Source organism: Azospirillum sp. SYSU D00513 (genome assembly GCF_017356015.1).
Taxonomy (GTDB): domain Bacteria; phylum Pseudomonadota; class Alphaproteobacteria; order Azospirillales; family Azospirillaceae; genus Azospirillum.
The window spans coordinates 1-14,940 of record NZ_JAFIQV010000044.1; the positions used below are offsets into that span (position 1 = coordinate 1).

Annotated in this window: 15 protein-coding genes; 4 read left to right on the forward strand and 11 right to left on the reverse strand. The window is 64.3% G+C overall.

All coding sequences use genetic code 11. The annotated features are described in order from the left end of the window. Positions 1-165 precede the first annotated feature (165 nt). From JUB11_RS25660 to JUB11_RS25670, 3 genes are all read right to left on the reverse strand, one after another. On the reverse strand, positions 166-555 hold the full coding sequence (locus JUB11_RS25660) for a PIN domain nuclease (protein WP_207461639.1): 390 nt from the start codon (positions 553-555) through the stop codon (positions 166-168). Further along, entirely contained in the window at positions 552-758 is a 207-nt protein-coding gene (locus JUB11_RS25665) for a type II toxin-antitoxin system VapB family antitoxin (protein WP_207461640.1), read from the reverse strand. The genes JUB11_RS25660 and JUB11_RS25665 overlap by 4 nt, the downstream gene beginning before the upstream one ends. A 119-nt stretch (positions 759-877) precedes the next feature. Further along, positions 878-1,390 carry a pyridoxamine 5'-phosphate oxidase family protein gene (locus JUB11_RS25670; protein ID WP_207461641.1) on the reverse strand — a complete coding sequence of 171 codons (513 nt, stop codon included), beginning with the start codon at positions 1,388-1,390 and terminating at the stop codon, positions 878-880. 212 nt (positions 1,391-1,602) lie between these two features. On the opposite strand from JUB11_RS25670, the gene JUB11_RS25675 reads away from it, so the two are divergent. Then, positions 1,603-2,811 carry an ABC transporter substrate-binding protein gene (locus JUB11_RS25675; RefSeq protein ID WP_211112619.1) on the forward strand — a complete coding sequence of 403 codons (1,209 nt, stop codon included), beginning with the start codon at positions 1,603-1,605 and terminating at the stop codon, positions 2,809-2,811. 189 nt (positions 2,812-3,000) lie between these two features. On the opposite strand, the gene msrB is transcribed toward JUB11_RS25675, so the two are convergent. From msrB to JUB11_RS25695, 4 genes are all read right to left on the reverse strand, one after another. After that, on the reverse strand, positions 3,001-3,510 hold the full coding sequence (gene msrB, locus JUB11_RS25680; protein ID WP_348771506.1) for a peptide-methionine (R)-S-oxide reductase MsrB: 510 nt from the start codon (positions 3,508-3,510) through the stop codon (positions 3,001-3,003). 152 nt (positions 3,511-3,662) lie between these two features. Next, positions 3,663-4,268 (reverse strand): fasciclin domain-containing protein, encoded by a 606-nt coding sequence (locus tag JUB11_RS25685; protein WP_207461643.1) that lies wholly within the window; start codon positions 4,266-4,268, stop codon positions 3,663-3,665. Between the two features lie 120 nt (positions 4,269-4,388). Beyond that, complete coding sequence (locus JUB11_RS25690) at positions 4,389-5,081, reverse strand: anti-sigma factor (RefSeq protein WP_207461644.1); 693 nt, start codon at positions 5,079-5,081, stop codon at positions 4,389-4,391. After that, complete coding sequence (locus tag JUB11_RS25695; RefSeq protein ID WP_207461645.1) at positions 5,078-5,605, reverse strand: sigma-70 family RNA polymerase sigma factor; 528 nt, start codon at positions 5,603-5,605, stop codon at positions 5,078-5,080. Before JUB11_RS25695 ends, JUB11_RS25690 begins: the two co-directional genes overlap by 4 nt. A 343-nt stretch (positions 5,606-5,948) precedes the next feature. Between JUB11_RS25695 and JUB11_RS25700 the strand changes: the two genes are divergently transcribed. Continuing rightward, positions 5,949-6,557: a fasciclin domain-containing protein gene (locus JUB11_RS25700; RefSeq protein WP_247887323.1), complete on the forward strand. Its 609-nt coding sequence runs from the start codon at positions 5,949-5,951 to the stop codon at positions 6,555-6,557. A 98-nt stretch (positions 6,558-6,655) separates the two neighbouring features. Beyond that, positions 6,656-7,342 (forward strand): response regulator transcription factor, encoded by a 687-nt coding sequence (locus JUB11_RS25705; protein ID WP_207461646.1) that lies wholly within the window; start codon positions 6,656-6,658, stop codon positions 7,340-7,342. Positions 7,343-7,533: 191 nt separating this feature from the next. Here the strand turns inward: JUB11_RS25705 and JUB11_RS25710 are convergent, their stop codons facing one another. The 3 genes from JUB11_RS25710 to JUB11_RS25720 form a co-directional block, all read right to left on the reverse strand. Beyond that, the gene (locus tag JUB11_RS25710; protein WP_207461647.1) at positions 7,534-8,877 is read right to left on the reverse strand and encodes an HlyD family type I secretion periplasmic adaptor subunit; all 1,344 of its coding nucleotides are present in this window, start codon (positions 8,875-8,877) and stop codon (positions 7,534-7,536) included. Positions 8,878-8,886: 9 nt separating this feature from the next. Next, complete coding sequence (locus JUB11_RS25715) at positions 8,887-10,629, reverse strand: type I secretion system permease/ATPase (protein WP_207461648.1); 1,743 nt, start codon at positions 10,627-10,629, stop codon at positions 8,887-8,889. Between the two features lie 169 nt (positions 10,630-10,798). Then, complete coding sequence (locus JUB11_RS25720; protein WP_207461649.1) at positions 10,799-12,235, reverse strand: hypothetical protein; 1,437 nt, start codon at positions 12,233-12,235, stop codon at positions 10,799-10,801. 762 nt (positions 12,236-12,997) lie between these two features. Between JUB11_RS25720 and JUB11_RS33300 the strand changes: the two genes are divergently transcribed. After that, on the forward strand, positions 12,998-14,392 hold the full coding sequence (locus JUB11_RS33300) for a calcium-binding protein (protein WP_207461650.1): 1,395 nt from the start codon (positions 12,998-13,000) through the stop codon (positions 14,390-14,392). Between the two features lie 100 nt (positions 14,393-14,492). On the opposite strand, the gene JUB11_RS25730 is transcribed toward JUB11_RS33300, so the two are convergent. Further along, positions 14,493-14,867 carry a hypothetical protein gene (locus tag JUB11_RS25730; protein WP_207461651.1) on the reverse strand — a complete coding sequence of 125 codons (375 nt, stop codon included), beginning with the start codon at positions 14,865-14,867 and terminating at the stop codon, positions 14,493-14,495. Positions 14,868-14,940 lie beyond the last annotated feature (73 nt).

The window sequence follows — 14,940 nt, forward strand, 5'->3', positions numbered from 1 at the left end:
CCTCAATCCTTCGAACCGCCCGGTGCGGACCCGCATGCCGGGTGGTGTGGGAGGGGTGCGGTCCACCAGGATCGCCCCCTATCCCGATCAACGAGGTATGGGAGGATTTCCGAAGCCTTTCCGTGCCTCGGCTTTCCGGCAAGCGCCTGCCGAAAGAACATTTAGCTAAAGCACGCGCAGACCGAGATGCTGGCGCATAGGCTCGAAATCCCGGTCGTTGTGCAACAGCGCATATCCGCCTTCGACACAGAAGGTGCCGATGATCATGTCGATGGTTTTGCGGACCGTTATGCCCTTCGCGCGCAGGGCGCGATAGTTGGCGGCGACCTTCGGCGTGACCTCCGGCGACAGCATTGCTTCCACTGCATGAGCCCGCAATGCCTGCTCGACGCGCCCCGCTTCCGCGTCGTTGCGCACGCCTTGCAGGACCTCCAGCAGCACGATGTCGCCCACTAGGATCAAGCCGCGCCCTAGGAGCGCCTTTAATTTCCTGACCTGCGCCGTGTCCGCACCACGGAAGAAATCCACCCAGACGGTGGTGTCTACCACGATCACGCGGCGTCCCCACGGCCTTGACGACTTTCTTCTAGATCGCCCTCCCAATCGACGGTGCCATAGAGCGTCAAAGTGCGCTCCTCCTGTTTCAGGCGGATCAGGCGGCGAAGCGCTTCCTCGACGACGGCCTTCTTGGTGTTCAGTCCAGTTGTCGCCATCGCTTCAGCAATCAGAGCATCGTCGATCTCGATGTTGGTGCGCACGCCGCCCTCCGTGTGTATAGATAAACCAGTTTATACACATGGGGCGCTGGAGGGAAGGAGCGTCTTCATGCAAGGGGCTGGTGCTTCGGCACCGCCCCTTGCCTTGTTTAATCCCGGCGTCAGCTCAGCCGGACGGTGCCGACGTCGCCGGCCTTGGGCGGCTCGCCGGTCACCGCCGCCTTCACATAGCCGTAGGCGTGCACCAGCACGCTGCTCGGGCTGTCCCAATACTGGGCGATTTTGACCTCGACCTTCAGCAGCGCCAGCTCGGGGTCGTCCAGCCCGTCGGGGAACCAGGTGCGGAGCGGTTCGCTCCACAGCGCCTGCGCCTTCTGCTTGTCGCGCAGGATCTCCCCGGTGCCGGACAGCGAGACGTAGTTCTGCTTGGACGGGTGCGCGTAGGACAGGTTCACCTCGTGCCGCTTGTTCACCTCGGCCACCTTGGCCGAGTGCAGCTTGGTGAAGAACCAGAGCGTGCCTTCGAAATCCTGGCTGCGCAGCGTCGCCATCGGGCGCGAATGCAGCGTGCCGTCCTCATGGACGGTCGTCAGCATCGCGAACTCGCAGCTCTTCATCAGCTCCCAGACCTTGCGAAGCTCCTCGGACTGGTCATGCCCCTTGCTGGACGTCATGGCTCTCTTCCCGTTCGTTGACTCGAAACCCCGACAACAAGGCCGGGGTTGAGGCGTTCCGGCCGCGGCTCCGGCGGTGGCGCATGCCTGCCCGCACCGGCCTTTCGGGGAAGTCCACCCGGCCATTCCTCCAAGTTGCGGAACCCTCGGGCGCGGCCTTACGCTTGGGCGTGGCGAAAGCCGAACAAAAAAGAATTTGGGGAGGAAACATGATGAAGCGGGCAATGCTCGCGGGGGTGGCCTCGCTTGCCCTGATCTCCGGGACCGCCGGCGCGCAGGAGGTCTCCGACGGCGTCGTGAAGATCGGCATCCTGAACGACCAGTCCGGCGTCTACGCGGAGTTCGGCGGGCGCTCCTCCTACGAGGCCGCACGGATGGCCGTGGAGGATTTCGGCGGAACGGTTCTGGGCAAGCCGGTCGAGGTCATCACCGCCGACCACCAGAACAAGGCGGACATCGCCTCGGTCGTCGCGCGGCAATGGTACGACGTGGACAGGGTCGACACGATCATGGAGCTGACCACCTCTTCGGTGGCGCTCGCCGTGCAGGCCGTGTCGAAGGAAAAGAAGAAGATCGACATCGTCACGGGTGCGGCGACCGCCGAGCTGACCGGCGCGCAATGCTCCCCCTATGGCTTCCACTGGGCCTACGACACGCGGGCGCTGGCGGTCGGCACGGGCGGCGCCATGGTGAAGCAGGGCGGCGGCACCTGGTACTTCCTGACCGCCGACTACGCCTTCGGCCATTCGCTGGAGGCGGAAACCTCGCGCTACGTGAAGTCGCAGGGCGGCCAGGTGGTCGGCTCCGTCCGCCACCCGCTCAGCAACTCCGACTATTCCTCCTTCCTGCTGCAGGCGCAGGGATCGAAGGCGAAGGTCATCGGGCTCGCCAACGCCGGCCTCGACACCTCGAACGCCATCAAGCAGGCGTCGGAGTTCGGCATCGTCCAGGGCGGGCAGAAGCTGGCGGCCCTCCTCTTCACGCTGGCCGAGGTGCATGGGCTGGGGCTGGAGGCGGCGCAGGGGCTGGTGCTGACGGAAGGCTGGTACTGGGACCAGAACGACAAGACCCGCGCCTTCGCCGACCGCTTCATGAAGCGGACGAACAAGATGCCGAACATGATCCATGTCGGCACCTATTCGGCGGTCCTGCAATATCTGAAGGCGGTCAAGCAGGCCGGCACCGACGCCACCGAACCCGTCGCCAAGGCCCTGCACGAAATGCCGGTCCAGGACGTCTTCGCGGAGAACGGCAAGGTCCTGCCGAACGGCCGCATGGTCCACGACATGTACCTGTTCGAGGTGAAGGCGCCCTCGGAAAGCAAGCAGCCCTGGGACTACTACAAGCAGCTCGCGACCATCCCCGGCGACCAGGCCTACGCCAAGGCGGAGGAATCCGGCTGCCCGCTGGTCAAGAAATAGCGGTGAAGGCGTAGCGGCCGCGGGAAAGCCTGGCCGGAAAGGCGGGGAGGGGCGGCGGTGCCCCTCCTCCAGTATTCAGCTCAGCCATCAATCAGCTCGATGCCCTTGGACATTCATGACATGGCGCCGGATGGCATGGCCTGCCGGAGCGCTGCCCGCATCGAAATCCTGTGCCGGCATCTGTGTGTCTCAGGTCTCGGTAAAGAGCAGTGACAGCCCATTCATGCAATAGCGCTTTCCCGTCGGCGGCGGCCCGTCGCCGAATAGGTGACCGAAGTGACCTCCGCACCGCGCGCAATGGATCTCTGTCCGGGTCAGGAGCAGGAAAGCTCGGTCTTCCGACATTCCAACAGCATTGGGAAGAGCCTCCGTAAAACTTGGCCATCCCGTTCCGCTGTCGTACTTGGATTCGGACGAGAACGCCGCCTTTCGGCATCCGGCGCACCGATACAGGCCTTTGCGTTTCTCTCCGTTGAGGGGGCTTGACCCAGCGGCTTCGGTGCCGTGTCGACGCAGGATCGCATAGCGCTCTGGCGGGAGCAGGCGCCGCCATTCTTCCTCGGTCAAGGAAACTTCAAAAGCGGCGCTGTGTGCCGCTCGAAAGGGAGCGGACATCACCGCGACGGCAACGCCACCAAGCAACAGTGATCGCCGACTCACCATGATAAATCCCCCGGCCAAGAGTGAACCAGGGGACATGCTGTCCCCTGGCGCCCAACCCCTTATACGATTTTCATGAAGTCCTGACCTGTGGTCAGGACTTCCGCGCCACGACTTCCGCACCAGGGGGCGCGGGGCCGCAGTCGCGACCCTATACCGGGTTCGGAGGTCGGAATTTTCCGAACCCGGTATCACTTAGGCATGAGCACGCTGTCGAGGACATGAATGACGCCATTCGACTGGTGGACATCATAGGTGGTGATGTCGGCCGTGCCACCCTTGCCATCGCGAATGATGATGTTGTTGGGTCCGTTCATCAGCGCCGTGAGCGTGTCGCCGCTGGCCGTCTTCAGCGTGGCCTGTCCGTTTCCGGCCTTGACCTGCTGCTTCAGAGCAGCCGCATCAAGACGCCCTGGGACGACATGGTAGGTTAGGATCTTCGTCAGAACCGTCTTGTTCTCGGGCTTGACCAGGTCGTCGACGGTGCCGGCAGGCAGGGCGTTGAAGGCGGAATTGGTTGGGGCGAAGACGGTGAAGGGTCCTGTGCCTTGCAGCGTGTCCACCAGCCCGGCCGCCTTGACCGCCGCGACAAGCGTGGTGTGGTCGGCCGAGTTCACCGCATTGTTCACGATCGTCTTGCTCGGCAGCATCGGCTGGCCGCCGACCATGACGGAGTCCATCATCGTCGCCGATTGACTTTCCCTGTCCTTGGTCGCGGCCGAGGCGGTCGCCGCCAGCCCCAAGCCGAGACTCACGATGGCGACTGACGCGAAGGCGGAGCGAAAAGCGTTGCGCATGGTGTGTTCCTCCCGGAAAAGACTGCGCTCTGGTGCACAGCTGTCCGGGTTACGGAGACGCTCTCGGGAACAGATGCAGGAGGAAAAAATATTCCGGACGGTCCCGGTCGGACCTGTGCGTCAGAGCGCCTCGACCAGGGTCCCGGTGTAGACCACCGGCCCGGTCGGCAGTCCGGTTGGCGACCCCGTCTCCGGTTCGACGCTGATTGCCAAGGTGACGCCCGGGCGAAGCAGCTCCGCTGGGACACGGGCGAGCGGCACTTGCGTCAGCCCGCTGGCCGCGATCAGTCCCAGAGACGTCGGGTTTCCTGTTCCGGGAACAACCCACAGTTCGTAGGCCCTGTTGGGTGGCGGCGTCTGATCTCCGACCGGGGTTACCCGCACACGCTCACTTCCGGGAACGCGCACCGCGAAGGCCGGGCCGCCCGGGGCCTGGAGGACGGCCACCAAAGCCGGGCCGGATGGCGGAACCGAGCGCAGCGCCACGAAGGTGACGACCGCCGCGGCCATTGCCGTCGCCACCGCCACGGACCTCCACAGCGCCAGGCTGGTCCAGAGGCGCTGGGCCAGCGTCACACGGGCCGGCTCCGGCGTGATCCGCGCGGCGATGCCCTTCCAAACCCCGGAGGTGGGTTCGACGGGCTGGATCGGTTCGCTGAGCGCGAGCAAGCGCCCCTCCCAGTCGGCGACAAGGCGGCGCAACTCCCCATCGCTCGCGAGAGCGGCCTCGAACCGCACGCGCTCGGCCCCCTGCAGGGTGCCCAGCACATACTCCGCCGCCATGGCTTCCCAGCCCGCAAGGTCGTCGCTCATCGTTCAAGGCACCGCTTCAGGGATCCCAGGCCGCGCAGGACCCAGCTTTTGACGGTTCCGAGCGGCTGGCCGAGCCGCTCGCTGATCTCCGTGTGTGAGCACCCATCGACATAGGCCAGCAGAATGCTCGACCGGGGGCCGTCGTTCAGCTCCTGCAAACAGCGGGTGAGAGCGGCACGACTTTCACTGAAGCCAGGGGCGACGCCATCGATCAGGTGGGCTGCTTCCGCATCCATCACCTCCAGATCGGTTGCTCGGACGTGCCTTCCTTCGGCGCGGCGCAGGTCGAGGGCGCGATACCGCACAATGCCGATGATCCAGGTCCTGGGTGAGCCCAGGCTGGCATCATACCGTCCCGCGTGGTTCCAGACCTGCACAAAGGCGTCCTGCAGAGCCTCTTCGGCGAGAGAGCGGCTGCCGACCAAGCGCAGTGCAATGCCCAGCAACTGGGGCGCCAGATGCTCATAGAGCATCCTAAGCGCCGTCTGCTGGCCGGCCGCGCACAAGCGGATCAACTCGGCCAAGTCCTGGTCGGTCGAGCCGGTTGAGTGGACGGTCACGAGCCCCCGCAAGGCGTTTCGACGAAAGCAGACGGCCATAGTCCGCCGGGCTCTTGCGATTGGCAACCCTGATTTTGATCGCCGAAACGGGATGCGCCATACACCGCACGCTTGCCGCCGTACCATGGCTTGATCCTTTCCGGTCCGCGAACGTCCCGCTCCGCAACAGGACTACGGTCAAGCGGCTTCGAACGGATGCAGGCAAAAAAAGCGTCGAAGGGGTGCATCTGTTTGCCCATCGCACGGCGTAGGGGGGATACGCGGCGGCTGATGCCGTGGCTTAGCACCACACCAAAGGGGAAGCGCCATGACGAGTTTCACGAAGGTTCTGTTGCCGGTTGTTGCCGCGGCATTGCTGGCGGCCTGCGCTCAGCAGGACACGATGCCCGCAAGCTCGTCCGGGAGCATGACCTCCTCCACGGCGATGACCGACAGCGCGGTTCTGGTCGGCGGGCAGCCGATGCTGCCGACCAGGACCATCGTCGGCAACGCCGTGAACTCCGCCGATCACACCACCCTCGTCGCCGCGGTCAAGGCGGCCGGCCTGGCCGACACGTTGCAGGGCACCGGTCCCTTCACCGTCTTCGCCCCGACCAACGCGGCATTCGACGAGCTGCCCCGGGGCACGGTGGACACCCTGGTCAAGCCGGCGAACAAGGCAGCCCTGACGAAGATCCTGACCTACCATGTTGTCCCGGGACGCCTGGACGCTGCCGCTCTGAAGCAGCAGATCCGGGCGGGCAACGGACAGGCTGCGCTGACGACGGCCAGCGGCGGCACGCTCATGGCCAGGATGAATGGACCCACCAACATCATCATCCAGGATGCCAAGGGCGGCATGGCCGACATTGCGACCTATGATGTCTACCAGTCCAACGGTGTCATTCACGTCGTGGACCGCGTCCTCATGCCCTGACCCTTCGGATCGGCCGGAATGATCGAGCCACACTGCCTGGCTCCTCAGGCCGGCCGCTTCGAGAAGCGGAAACCAGCGCATCACCAAGGATGAGGCCCATGACCAACATGAATGTATTTTTGATCGAGCCGAACCAACTGTCCCGCGAGGGCTTGAGACAGATCCTTTCCGGCTGTGACATCACGATGGTCGGAGAGGCCGCGAATGCGGGCACGGCCGGCCCGGTGATCGGTGGAATGGACCTCCGGCCGGATCTGATCCTGATCGAGCCGCTCAGCATGGCTGAGGATGTCCGTGCTCTCCGCGCCCTGTCTCCACAAAGCCGCATCGTCGTCCTGGCCTCCGATCTCTGCATCCGGAGCCTGTCCAGCGCCTTGGCGGAGGGCGTCCACGGTTATCTCACCAAGAGCATTTCATCCGAAGCGCTGATACAATCACTGCAGCTGGTGATGATGGGGGAAACGGTCTTTCCGACCAACCTGGCGGATATCTTCATATCCGGACGGATGCTTCAGCCCCGGCCAGTTCATTCCCGCCCGCAGACGGCCTTGTCTCCACGTGAAATACAGATGTTGCGCTGCCTTATATCTGGACTGTCCAATAAGGCAGTCGCCAGCCAGCTCGGCATTACCGAGGCGACCGTAAAGGTTCATCTGAAAAACCTCCTGCGCAAAATCAAGGTGTTGAATCGTACGCAGGCCGCCATCTGGGCCATGAATCATGGCTTTGAAAAGAGGTCGGATGCTTCGAACGCGGAAATCGCAATGGTCTTTGCTGATGCGTGATACGATTTTCATGAAGTCCTGACCTGTGGTCAGGACTTCCGCGCCACGGGGCGCGGGGCCGCAGTCGCGGCCCTATACCGGGTTCGGAGGTCGGAATTTTCCGAACCCGGGATAAGCGATGAAACAGGTTTGCGTGTTTCCCGCACGTAAACCTGTCGCTCTGCCTCGAGAACCGGCTTGCACGCTCCTTGTCACTCTTCGCGGAAGGCGCGGTTCATGCTGTTGATCAGCGGGTCGAAGGTGTAGCGCAGCGCCGTGCGGGAACCGGTCTCGATCATCATTTCGGCCGGCATGCCCGGCAGAAGCTTGACCTCGTCCAGGCCCTCCAGTTGACCGCGGTCCACCTCCGCACGGATCAGGTAGTAGGGTAGGTCAACCTTGGGATCGTCGATGCGGTCGGCGGAAACCAGGATCACTCGGCCACCCAAGGTCGGCACCTTGCGGCGATTGTAGGCTGACAGCGTGATCTCCGCGGGCATGCCGACATGCACGGACTCGACATCGAGCGGATCCAGCCTTGCCTCCACGATCAGTTTGTCGTCGTCGGGCACGATGTCGAGGATCGGGGCGCCGGCCGGGATCACACCGCCCGGCGTGTGGAAATGCAGATCCACCACCTGCCCGGAGCGCGGCGCGCGGACATCGATGCGGGTCATCATGTCCTCGGTCGCGCGCAGCTTCTGCTCCACGTCGAAGATCTGAGCCTGGACCTCGCGCAGGCGTTGGACGACCTCGGACATCAGGCGGTTGTCCAAGTCGACCAGCTGAAGGTCGATTTCGCCGATGCGCTGCTCGGCGCGGGCGATGTTGGACAGGAGTTCGCCGCGTTCGCCTTCCAGCCCGGCGGAGGCGCGCTCCAGGGCAAGCAGGCGCGGCCGCTTCTCCAGCCCCTTGTCGACCAGCTCCTTCACCGATTTCGCTTCCTCGGCGATGAGGTTGATCTGCCGGAGCTGTGCTTTCTGCTGCACGTCCAGCCCCTTGGATTCCTCGATGATCTGCTGACGGCGCTGCTGGAGCACGTCCGCCTGCCCCTTCAAGGTGCGGGCGCGGCTTTCGAAGACGTTGGTCTGGCCCTTGATGATGGTGGCGACCGACGGGTCGGAGATGAGGCTCGTCAGCTCGGCCGGGAAGGTGACGACGGGCAGCGCGTCGCGTTCGGCCTCCAGCCGGGCTTCCTCGCCGCGCAACGCGAAATATTGCCCGCGCAGCTGTTCGACGTTGGCGCGGATGCGTGTCTTGTCGAGCCGGACGAGCACGTCGCCCGCCCGCACGCGGACGCCGTCGCTCACCAGGATCTCGCTGATGATGCCACCCTCCAGGTGCTGCACCGTCTGACGGTTGCTGTCGACGACGATGGAGCCGGGAGCGATGGCGGCGCTGGCGATCGGCGCGACGGCGGCCCAGCTGCCGAAACCGCCGAAGCCGATGGCGACGATGGCGAGCCCTGCCAGGACGCTGCCGCGCGCCGCCCCCATGGGGCTTGGCACGTCAACAGGTCTGGCGGAGGGGGCGAGGGCGATCTGGTTGGTTGCCATGGAGCACTCTTACACGACGGTGGGGTTGGCCGGAACGGCGGCCAGGCGGGGTTGCATCTGGGTGGCGACAGGCACGGGACGCGGCTGAAGACGGGCCAGCACCTCGGCCCGGGGGCCAAACAGCTCGATGCGGCCCTGCTTCACGAGGAGGATCTTGTCGACGGAGGTCAGCACGTTCATGCGATGGGCGATGACGATGATCGTGGCGCCCCGCTCCTTCGCGGCGGTGAGCGCCTCGGTGAGCGCCGCCTCGCCCTCGCTGTCGAGATTGGAGTTCGGCTCGTCGAGCACGATGAAGCGTGGGTTGCCGTACAGCGCGCGGGCGAGCGCCACGCGCTGCCGCTGGCCGCCCGACAGCAGCGCCCCCGCCTCCCCGATGTCGGTGTCGTAGCCCTTCGGCAGGCGCAGGATCAGATCATGCGCGTTGGCGGCCTGGGCGGCGGCGATCACGTCGGCGTCCTCGGCGGCGTCCTCGGCGTCGTCCAGCCGCGCAATGTTCTCCTTGATGGTGCCGGCGAAGAGTTCGACGTCCTGCGGCAGATAGCCGACATGGCGGCCGAAGTCGGCGCGGTCCCAGCTGAACACGTCCACCCCGTCGAGCCGCACCTTGCCTGCGGTGGCCGGCCAGACGCCGGTCAGCAGGCGGGCCAGAACGGATTTTCCGGCGCCGGACGGGCCGACGACGCCCAGGCTCTCGCCGGGCAGCAGCCGGAAGCTCACGCCGTTCAGGACCGGCTTGCTCGACCCCGGCGGCACGAAGGACAGGTTCTCCACCGAGAGCATGCCGGCGGGCGCCGGATACCGGGTCGTGCCGCGCATCAGCGGCTTGGCGCGCAGCAGCTCGTTCAGCTGCGCGTAGCTCTGGCGGGCGCCGGCCAGGGCGCGCCAGGAGCCGATGAGCTGCTCGACCGGCGCCAGAGCCCGGCCCATGATGATCGAGCCGGCGATCATGGCACCCGGCGTCACCTCCTGGTTCAGGGCAAGCCAGGCGCCGACCGCCATCAGGGCGATCTGGATGGCGCTGCGCAGGAACTTGGTGGCGCCGCCGATCAGGCCCGCGCGGTGGCTGGCCGTCGCCTGCAGGGCGATGACCTGCTCGCCCTCCTGGCGCCAGCGGTTCACGATCTGCGGCAGCATGCCCATGGCGTCGATGACCTCGGCGTTGCGCGCGCCGGATTCAGCACTCTGCAGCTGCCGTGTCGCCACCTTGTTGGCCATCTGTATGGGCGCGCGGGTCGCCCAGTCGTTGAGGAGGCCGACCATGAACAGCGGCACGGCGCCGACCAGCGCCGTCATGCCCATCAGCGGGTGCACCAGATACACGACGCCCATGTAGACCGGCACCCAGGGGGCGTCGAAGACCGTGAAGATCGTCGGGCCGGTCAGGAAGCCGCGCAAGGACTGCAGGTCGCGCAGGCCCTGGATGCCCGTGCGGCCGCGGCCGGTCGCGCTTCCCTCTATTGCCTGGCTCAGGATGGAAGGGCCGAGCGTGCGGTCGAGCCAATTGCCGATATGGACCAGGATGCGCGACCGCACGACCTCCAACGCCGCGTGGACCGCCAGCGCGCCAACCGCGACGATGGTCAGCATCACGAGCGTTTCCTCGCTCCGCCCGCCCAGCACCCGATCGAAGATCTGCAGGGAGTAGAGCGGCACCGTCAGCATCAGGACATTGATGAAGAAGCTGAACAGGCCGACACACAAGGATGGCCGGGTGCAGAGCCGAAGCGCCTGATGTGCGTCTTTCACCATTGCTGACCTGTCGATTGGAGTTGTGAATGACGTATGGAGACTTTCGAGAGGCGATCAAGAACAGCGGCCCCCACTTCGGAAGATGGCATCTGGCTGGCTCCGGCAGGAGCCGCGCAGCGAATGCTGCGCGACCCCGCTTTGGAATGGACCTGAACGGATGGGATCTTTCCTAGGCGATGAAGATGGATTCGCCGTGGTTGTGAAAATGGCTGCTGAATGCCAGGAGGTCCGCATTGGTTTCGATGTCGGTCAGCTCACCCGAGGCGACCGGAAGCAGGGCCTTGTAGCCCGCCGTGCCATCGGCCTCGTCGGGTGCCGGACTGCCGGCCTGCCCCTGTCCCTCGTCCAAGGTCTGGCCATGCAGGACGATTTCACGGATGTTGAGCGGCGTCAGCTCGTCGAAGAGCATCGCGGCGGCGGCGTTGGCTTCGCCTTCTGTGTCGAAGGTGAAGGTCTCCAGATAGTGCAGCTTGCCATCCTCACCGGCCGTGGGAAAGGCGATGCCGCCATGGGCCATTCCGCCGATGGGCAGCTCGGCCGCCGCGTCCGGATCGGTCGCCAGGTTCAGGAGAACGGGGCCGTAGGTCGCCAGCCCTTCCGCCAACTCGACGAAGCCGTCGCCGTCCACGTCCTGGCGGATCGTGGGGGTGGCGGTCATGCCCTTCTCCACGCCACGGATGCCGTGGATGTGCTGCGCGTGCATCTGGCCGGCCTCGAGGCCTTCCGCCTTGATGGACACCGTGATGCTGTTTCCGTCCTGCACCACAAGCGCGCTTCCGCTCACTCCGGAGTTGTTCAGGGCCGTGAATTTCGTGCCGTAAACCTCGGCGCTCTCGGACATGCCTTCGAGGATCTCCCCGAGGACGTTCTGGGAGGCGTGATCGGCCTCGCCGCTCGTGGAGGGCGCATCTTCCGAGCGAGCGTCTTCAAGCAGCGCTATTCCCGGCGTGAAATGCTCATCGGCGTTGAAGTGGCTGCCGAACCGCATCAGCTCCGCATTGGTTTCGATGTCGGTCAGCTCGCCCGAGGCGACCGGAAGCAGGGCCTTGTAGCCCGCCGTGCCATCGGCCTCGTCGGGCGCCGGCCCGCCGGCCTGCCCCTGTCCCTCGTCCAGGGTCTGGCCATGCAGGACGATTTCACGGATGTTGAGCGGCGTCAGCTCGTCGAAGAGCATCGCGGCGGCGGCATTGGCTTCACCCTCTGTGTCGAAGGTGAAGGTCTCCAGATAGTTCAGCTTGCCGTCCTCACCGGCCGTGGGAAAGGCGATGCCGCCATGGGCCATTCCGCCGATGGGCAGCTCGGCCGCCGCGTCCGGGTCGGTCGCCAGGTTCAGGAGAACGGGGCCATAGGTCGCCAGCCCTTCCGCCAACTCGACGAAGCCGTCGCCGTCCACGTCCTGGCGGATCGTGGGGGTGGCGGTCATGCCCTTCTCCACGCCACGGATGCCGTGGATGTGCTGCGCGTGCATCTGGCCGGCCTCGAGGCCTTCCGCCTTGATGGACACCGTGATGCTGTTTCCGTCCTGCACCACAAGCGCGCTTCCGCTCACTCCGGAGTTGTTCAGAGCGACGAATTCAGTGCCGTATAGCCGACCACCGTCAGACATGCCTTCGATCTTTGACGACAGGGCATCGCGATTGGCCTGGTCGTCAGCCTCGACCTGATCCTGCCCTGCTTCGACGTGGGCGTTCCCAGTGCGGAACTCATCGGACCCATGGAGGCCAGCGTTTTCGTGCATTTGCGACATTACTCATCCTCCCTAAAGACAGAGGAGCTAAGAGTAAGCCGGCGTCGAAGAATTCCATGGACTGGATCTAGAATCCGTCCGGAATCTCCGCCGGACCTGCCGTTATCAAGACAGCTCTCATGCTGTGTATGAAAATCTAATCCCTAATAAGGATGGATATATAAACATCCAGAAAAACATTAATGCCTTTCGCATACCGTCCTGTGCTTGCGATCTCGGGAGAAAGTTTTTGAGAACGCTTGTTTCGCGCAAACGCGCCAAGGCTGCGAGAAGCGGGATCGTCGCTCCCGGCCTTGCCTCGCCCTTGGGGTTTGAGCGACCGAACTCACAGATCTGCTGCTTGGGAATAGGTTCTGGAAAAGTCGCCCTGAAGGGTTCAAGCCATCTGACCCGTGGCGGCAAATGCCTATAGGTTGAAACCATATAAAATTGGCCCGGATCACTCTTATTTGACCACCAAAAAGACTCATTGGGAGCAAACGGGTCGAACAAGAAACATCGTCTCCGGGCGTGCATCCAGCGGATCGCTCCTCGTGTACTCGAAACGCCGGCCCCTTCAGCGCACACCATCGGAAGCTTTTGATGGGCTTGGGGCAATCACGTCAGAGCGAGGAATGGGAAATGACACGCAATCGTAAAGACGAGCACCATCATGGAAAAGACGAGCACAATCATGGGAAAGATGATTTTCACCGTGTCGACCTGTCCCAGGACCAAGCCATCGCGCGAGATTATGGTGATGGGGATGACACGGTTTCCATTCGCGCGGACCGCGCCGACCCACAGGTGCGGCTGACCTTCACCAGCAGCGAAGTCGGCAACGGCAACGCTCGCGACAGCAACACGATGCTCAATCAGGACGGTGGTCTTGCGGTCCGCGCCCAAGCTGAAGACAATTCAGGCGCGCTGGCCGGGCCGGTGAGCCGGTTCGACGACGAAGGCATCACCTTCGAAAGCAAAGGTAAATTCACCTTCGACGTGCGTGATCTGGTCAGCGGCGTCGAGCGGGGAGACCGGTTCGACACCGTCGAACTCGGCACCAGAAACAACGACACGATCGACGAGAGTGGTGCAAAGGAATCCTATTACATCAACGCCGGCATGGGTAACGACGTCGTGACCGGCGGACGCAATGATGACTTCCTGGTTGGAGGTGCCGGCAGCGATCACTTGAATGGCAAAAATGGAAACGACTCCTTCATCGGCGGCGGGGGTGACGACACCATCCTCGGCCAGAGGGGGAAGGACGTCGTGAACGTCAACGTCGCTACTGACGGTAGCGACACCGTCGATCTTGGCAAGGACGCCGACACCGTCAACGTGGTGGCTCCGGTGTCTGCCCAGCAAATCCGCCTGACCTTCACAAGCAGCGAAGTCGGCAATGACAGCGCCCATGATGGCGGCACGATGCCGAACCAGGACGGGGGGCTCGCGGTCCGGCTGCAGGCCGAGGACGGTGCAGGCAATCTCACAGGCCCGGTAAGCCGCTTCGATGATGAAGGGATCAGCTTTGCAAGCGCGACACCGGGCGTGACCTACGATGTGCGCGATCTGGTCAGCGGCGTGCAGCGAGGGGATCGGTTCGACGCCGTGGAACTGGGGACCAAAGACGACGATAAGTTCAATAAGAGCGGTGAAGAAAACGCTTATTACATCAACGCCGGCATGGGAGACGACATGCTGGTCGGCGGGCTCGGCAATGACTTCCTGGTTGGTGGCGCCGGCAACGACCATCTGAACGGTCGTGAGGGTAAGGATTCGCTCATCGGCGGCGGCGGGAGCGACGTTTTCGTGTTCAGCGGCGACCCCGGCAGCGACAGCATTCTCGATTTCGTCTCAGGTGCCGACAAGATCGATTTCAGTGCCTACGGCATCGACTTCGGCGATGTCCAAACCATTGCAGAAGGCGCGAACACGTTGATCAGGGTCGATTTGAACCACGACCGTGCGCATGACTTCCAGGTCACGCTTTTGAATTCCGCCTCACCAGCGCAAACCGATTATCTGTTCGGTTGAGACAAACCCGCCCGCCGTACGGCGGCGGGCGGGCCATCGATCCGACAGCGGCGGTGGGAAGGGACGTTGACGTTGGCGCACCGCGTCGGCGAGGTCCGGTTCAGAGAAATCCGCCCCGCTCCTCCCGGATCCCGTCGGCACCGGTCTCCGGGCTGGAGAGGAACAGCAGCTCGTGAGGGCTGGCGCCGCGATGGCGGATCTCCTGCCGGATCAGGGTCCGGGCGAGCTGCAGAACGGCCAGTTCTTCCGGTCCCTTGGCCGCCCGGATGGCGGCCAGCGTCTCCCCATAGGTCTCGCGAAGCTCACGCAGGTCGAGCGTGCGCAGCCGCGCCCGCGTCGCCGCCATGAGGCCGTGCCGGGAGGGTTCGGGCGTGGCCTGGAAGGTTTGCAGGCGCTGGCTCCCGGCGCACATGCGCCGCGCGAGGTCGTCGACCTTGCGGGCCTGTGCGACGAGGCTTGGGGCGCGGTCGGCCATGCGATCCTCCATACCGGTTTTCGTCTTGGTTGTGCCCCATCATGCGGGCCGCGAGAGCCGCCGTCTGTTCGAC

Bases quoted from the DNA above. Each gene is read 5' to 3' on its own strand.
- JUB11_RS25670 (WP_207461641.1), bottom strand. From the start codon at position 1,390: ATGACGTCCAGCAAGGGGCATGACCAGTCCGAGGAGCTTCGCAAGGTC.
- JUB11_RS25675 (WP_211112619.1), top strand. From the start codon at position 1,603: ATGAAGCGGGCAATGCTCGCGGGGGTGGCCTCGCTTGCCCTGATCTCC.
- msrB (WP_348771506.1), bottom strand. From the start codon at position 3,510: ATGTCCCCTGGTTCACTCTTGGCCGGGGGATTTATCATGGTGAGTCGG.
- JUB11_RS25685 (WP_207461643.1), bottom strand. From the start codon at position 4,268: ATGCGCAACGCTTTTCGCTCCGCCTTCGCGTCAGTCGCCATCGTGAGT.
- JUB11_RS25690 (WP_207461644.1), bottom strand. From the start codon at position 5,081: ATGAGCGACGACCTTGCGGGCTGGGAAGCCATGGCGGCGGAGTATGTG.
- JUB11_RS25700 (WP_247887323.1), top strand. From the start codon at position 5,949: ATGACGAGTTTCACGAAGGTTCTGTTGCCGGTTGTTGCCGCGGCATTG.
- JUB11_RS25705 (WP_207461646.1), top strand. From the start codon at position 6,656: ATGACCAACATGAATGTATTTTTGATCGAGCCGAACCAACTGTCCCGC.
- JUB11_RS25710 (WP_207461647.1), bottom strand. From the start codon at position 8,877: ATGGCAACCAACCAGATCGCCCTCGCCCCCTCCGCCAGACCTGTTGAC.
- JUB11_RS25715 (WP_207461648.1), bottom strand. From the start codon at position 10,629: ATGGTGAAAGACGCACATCAGGCGCTTCGGCTCTGCACCCGGCCATCC.
- JUB11_RS25720 (WP_207461649.1), bottom strand. From the start codon at position 12,235: ATGTCTGACGGTGGTCGGCTATACGGCACTGAATTCGTCGCTCTGAAC.
- JUB11_RS33300 (WP_207461650.1), top strand. From the start codon at position 12,998: ATGACACGCAATCGTAAAGACGAGCACCATCATGGAAAAGACGAGCAC.
- JUB11_RS25730 (WP_207461651.1), bottom strand. From the start codon at position 14,867: ATGGCCGACCGCGCCCCAAGCCTCGTCGCACAGGCCCGCAAGGTCGAC.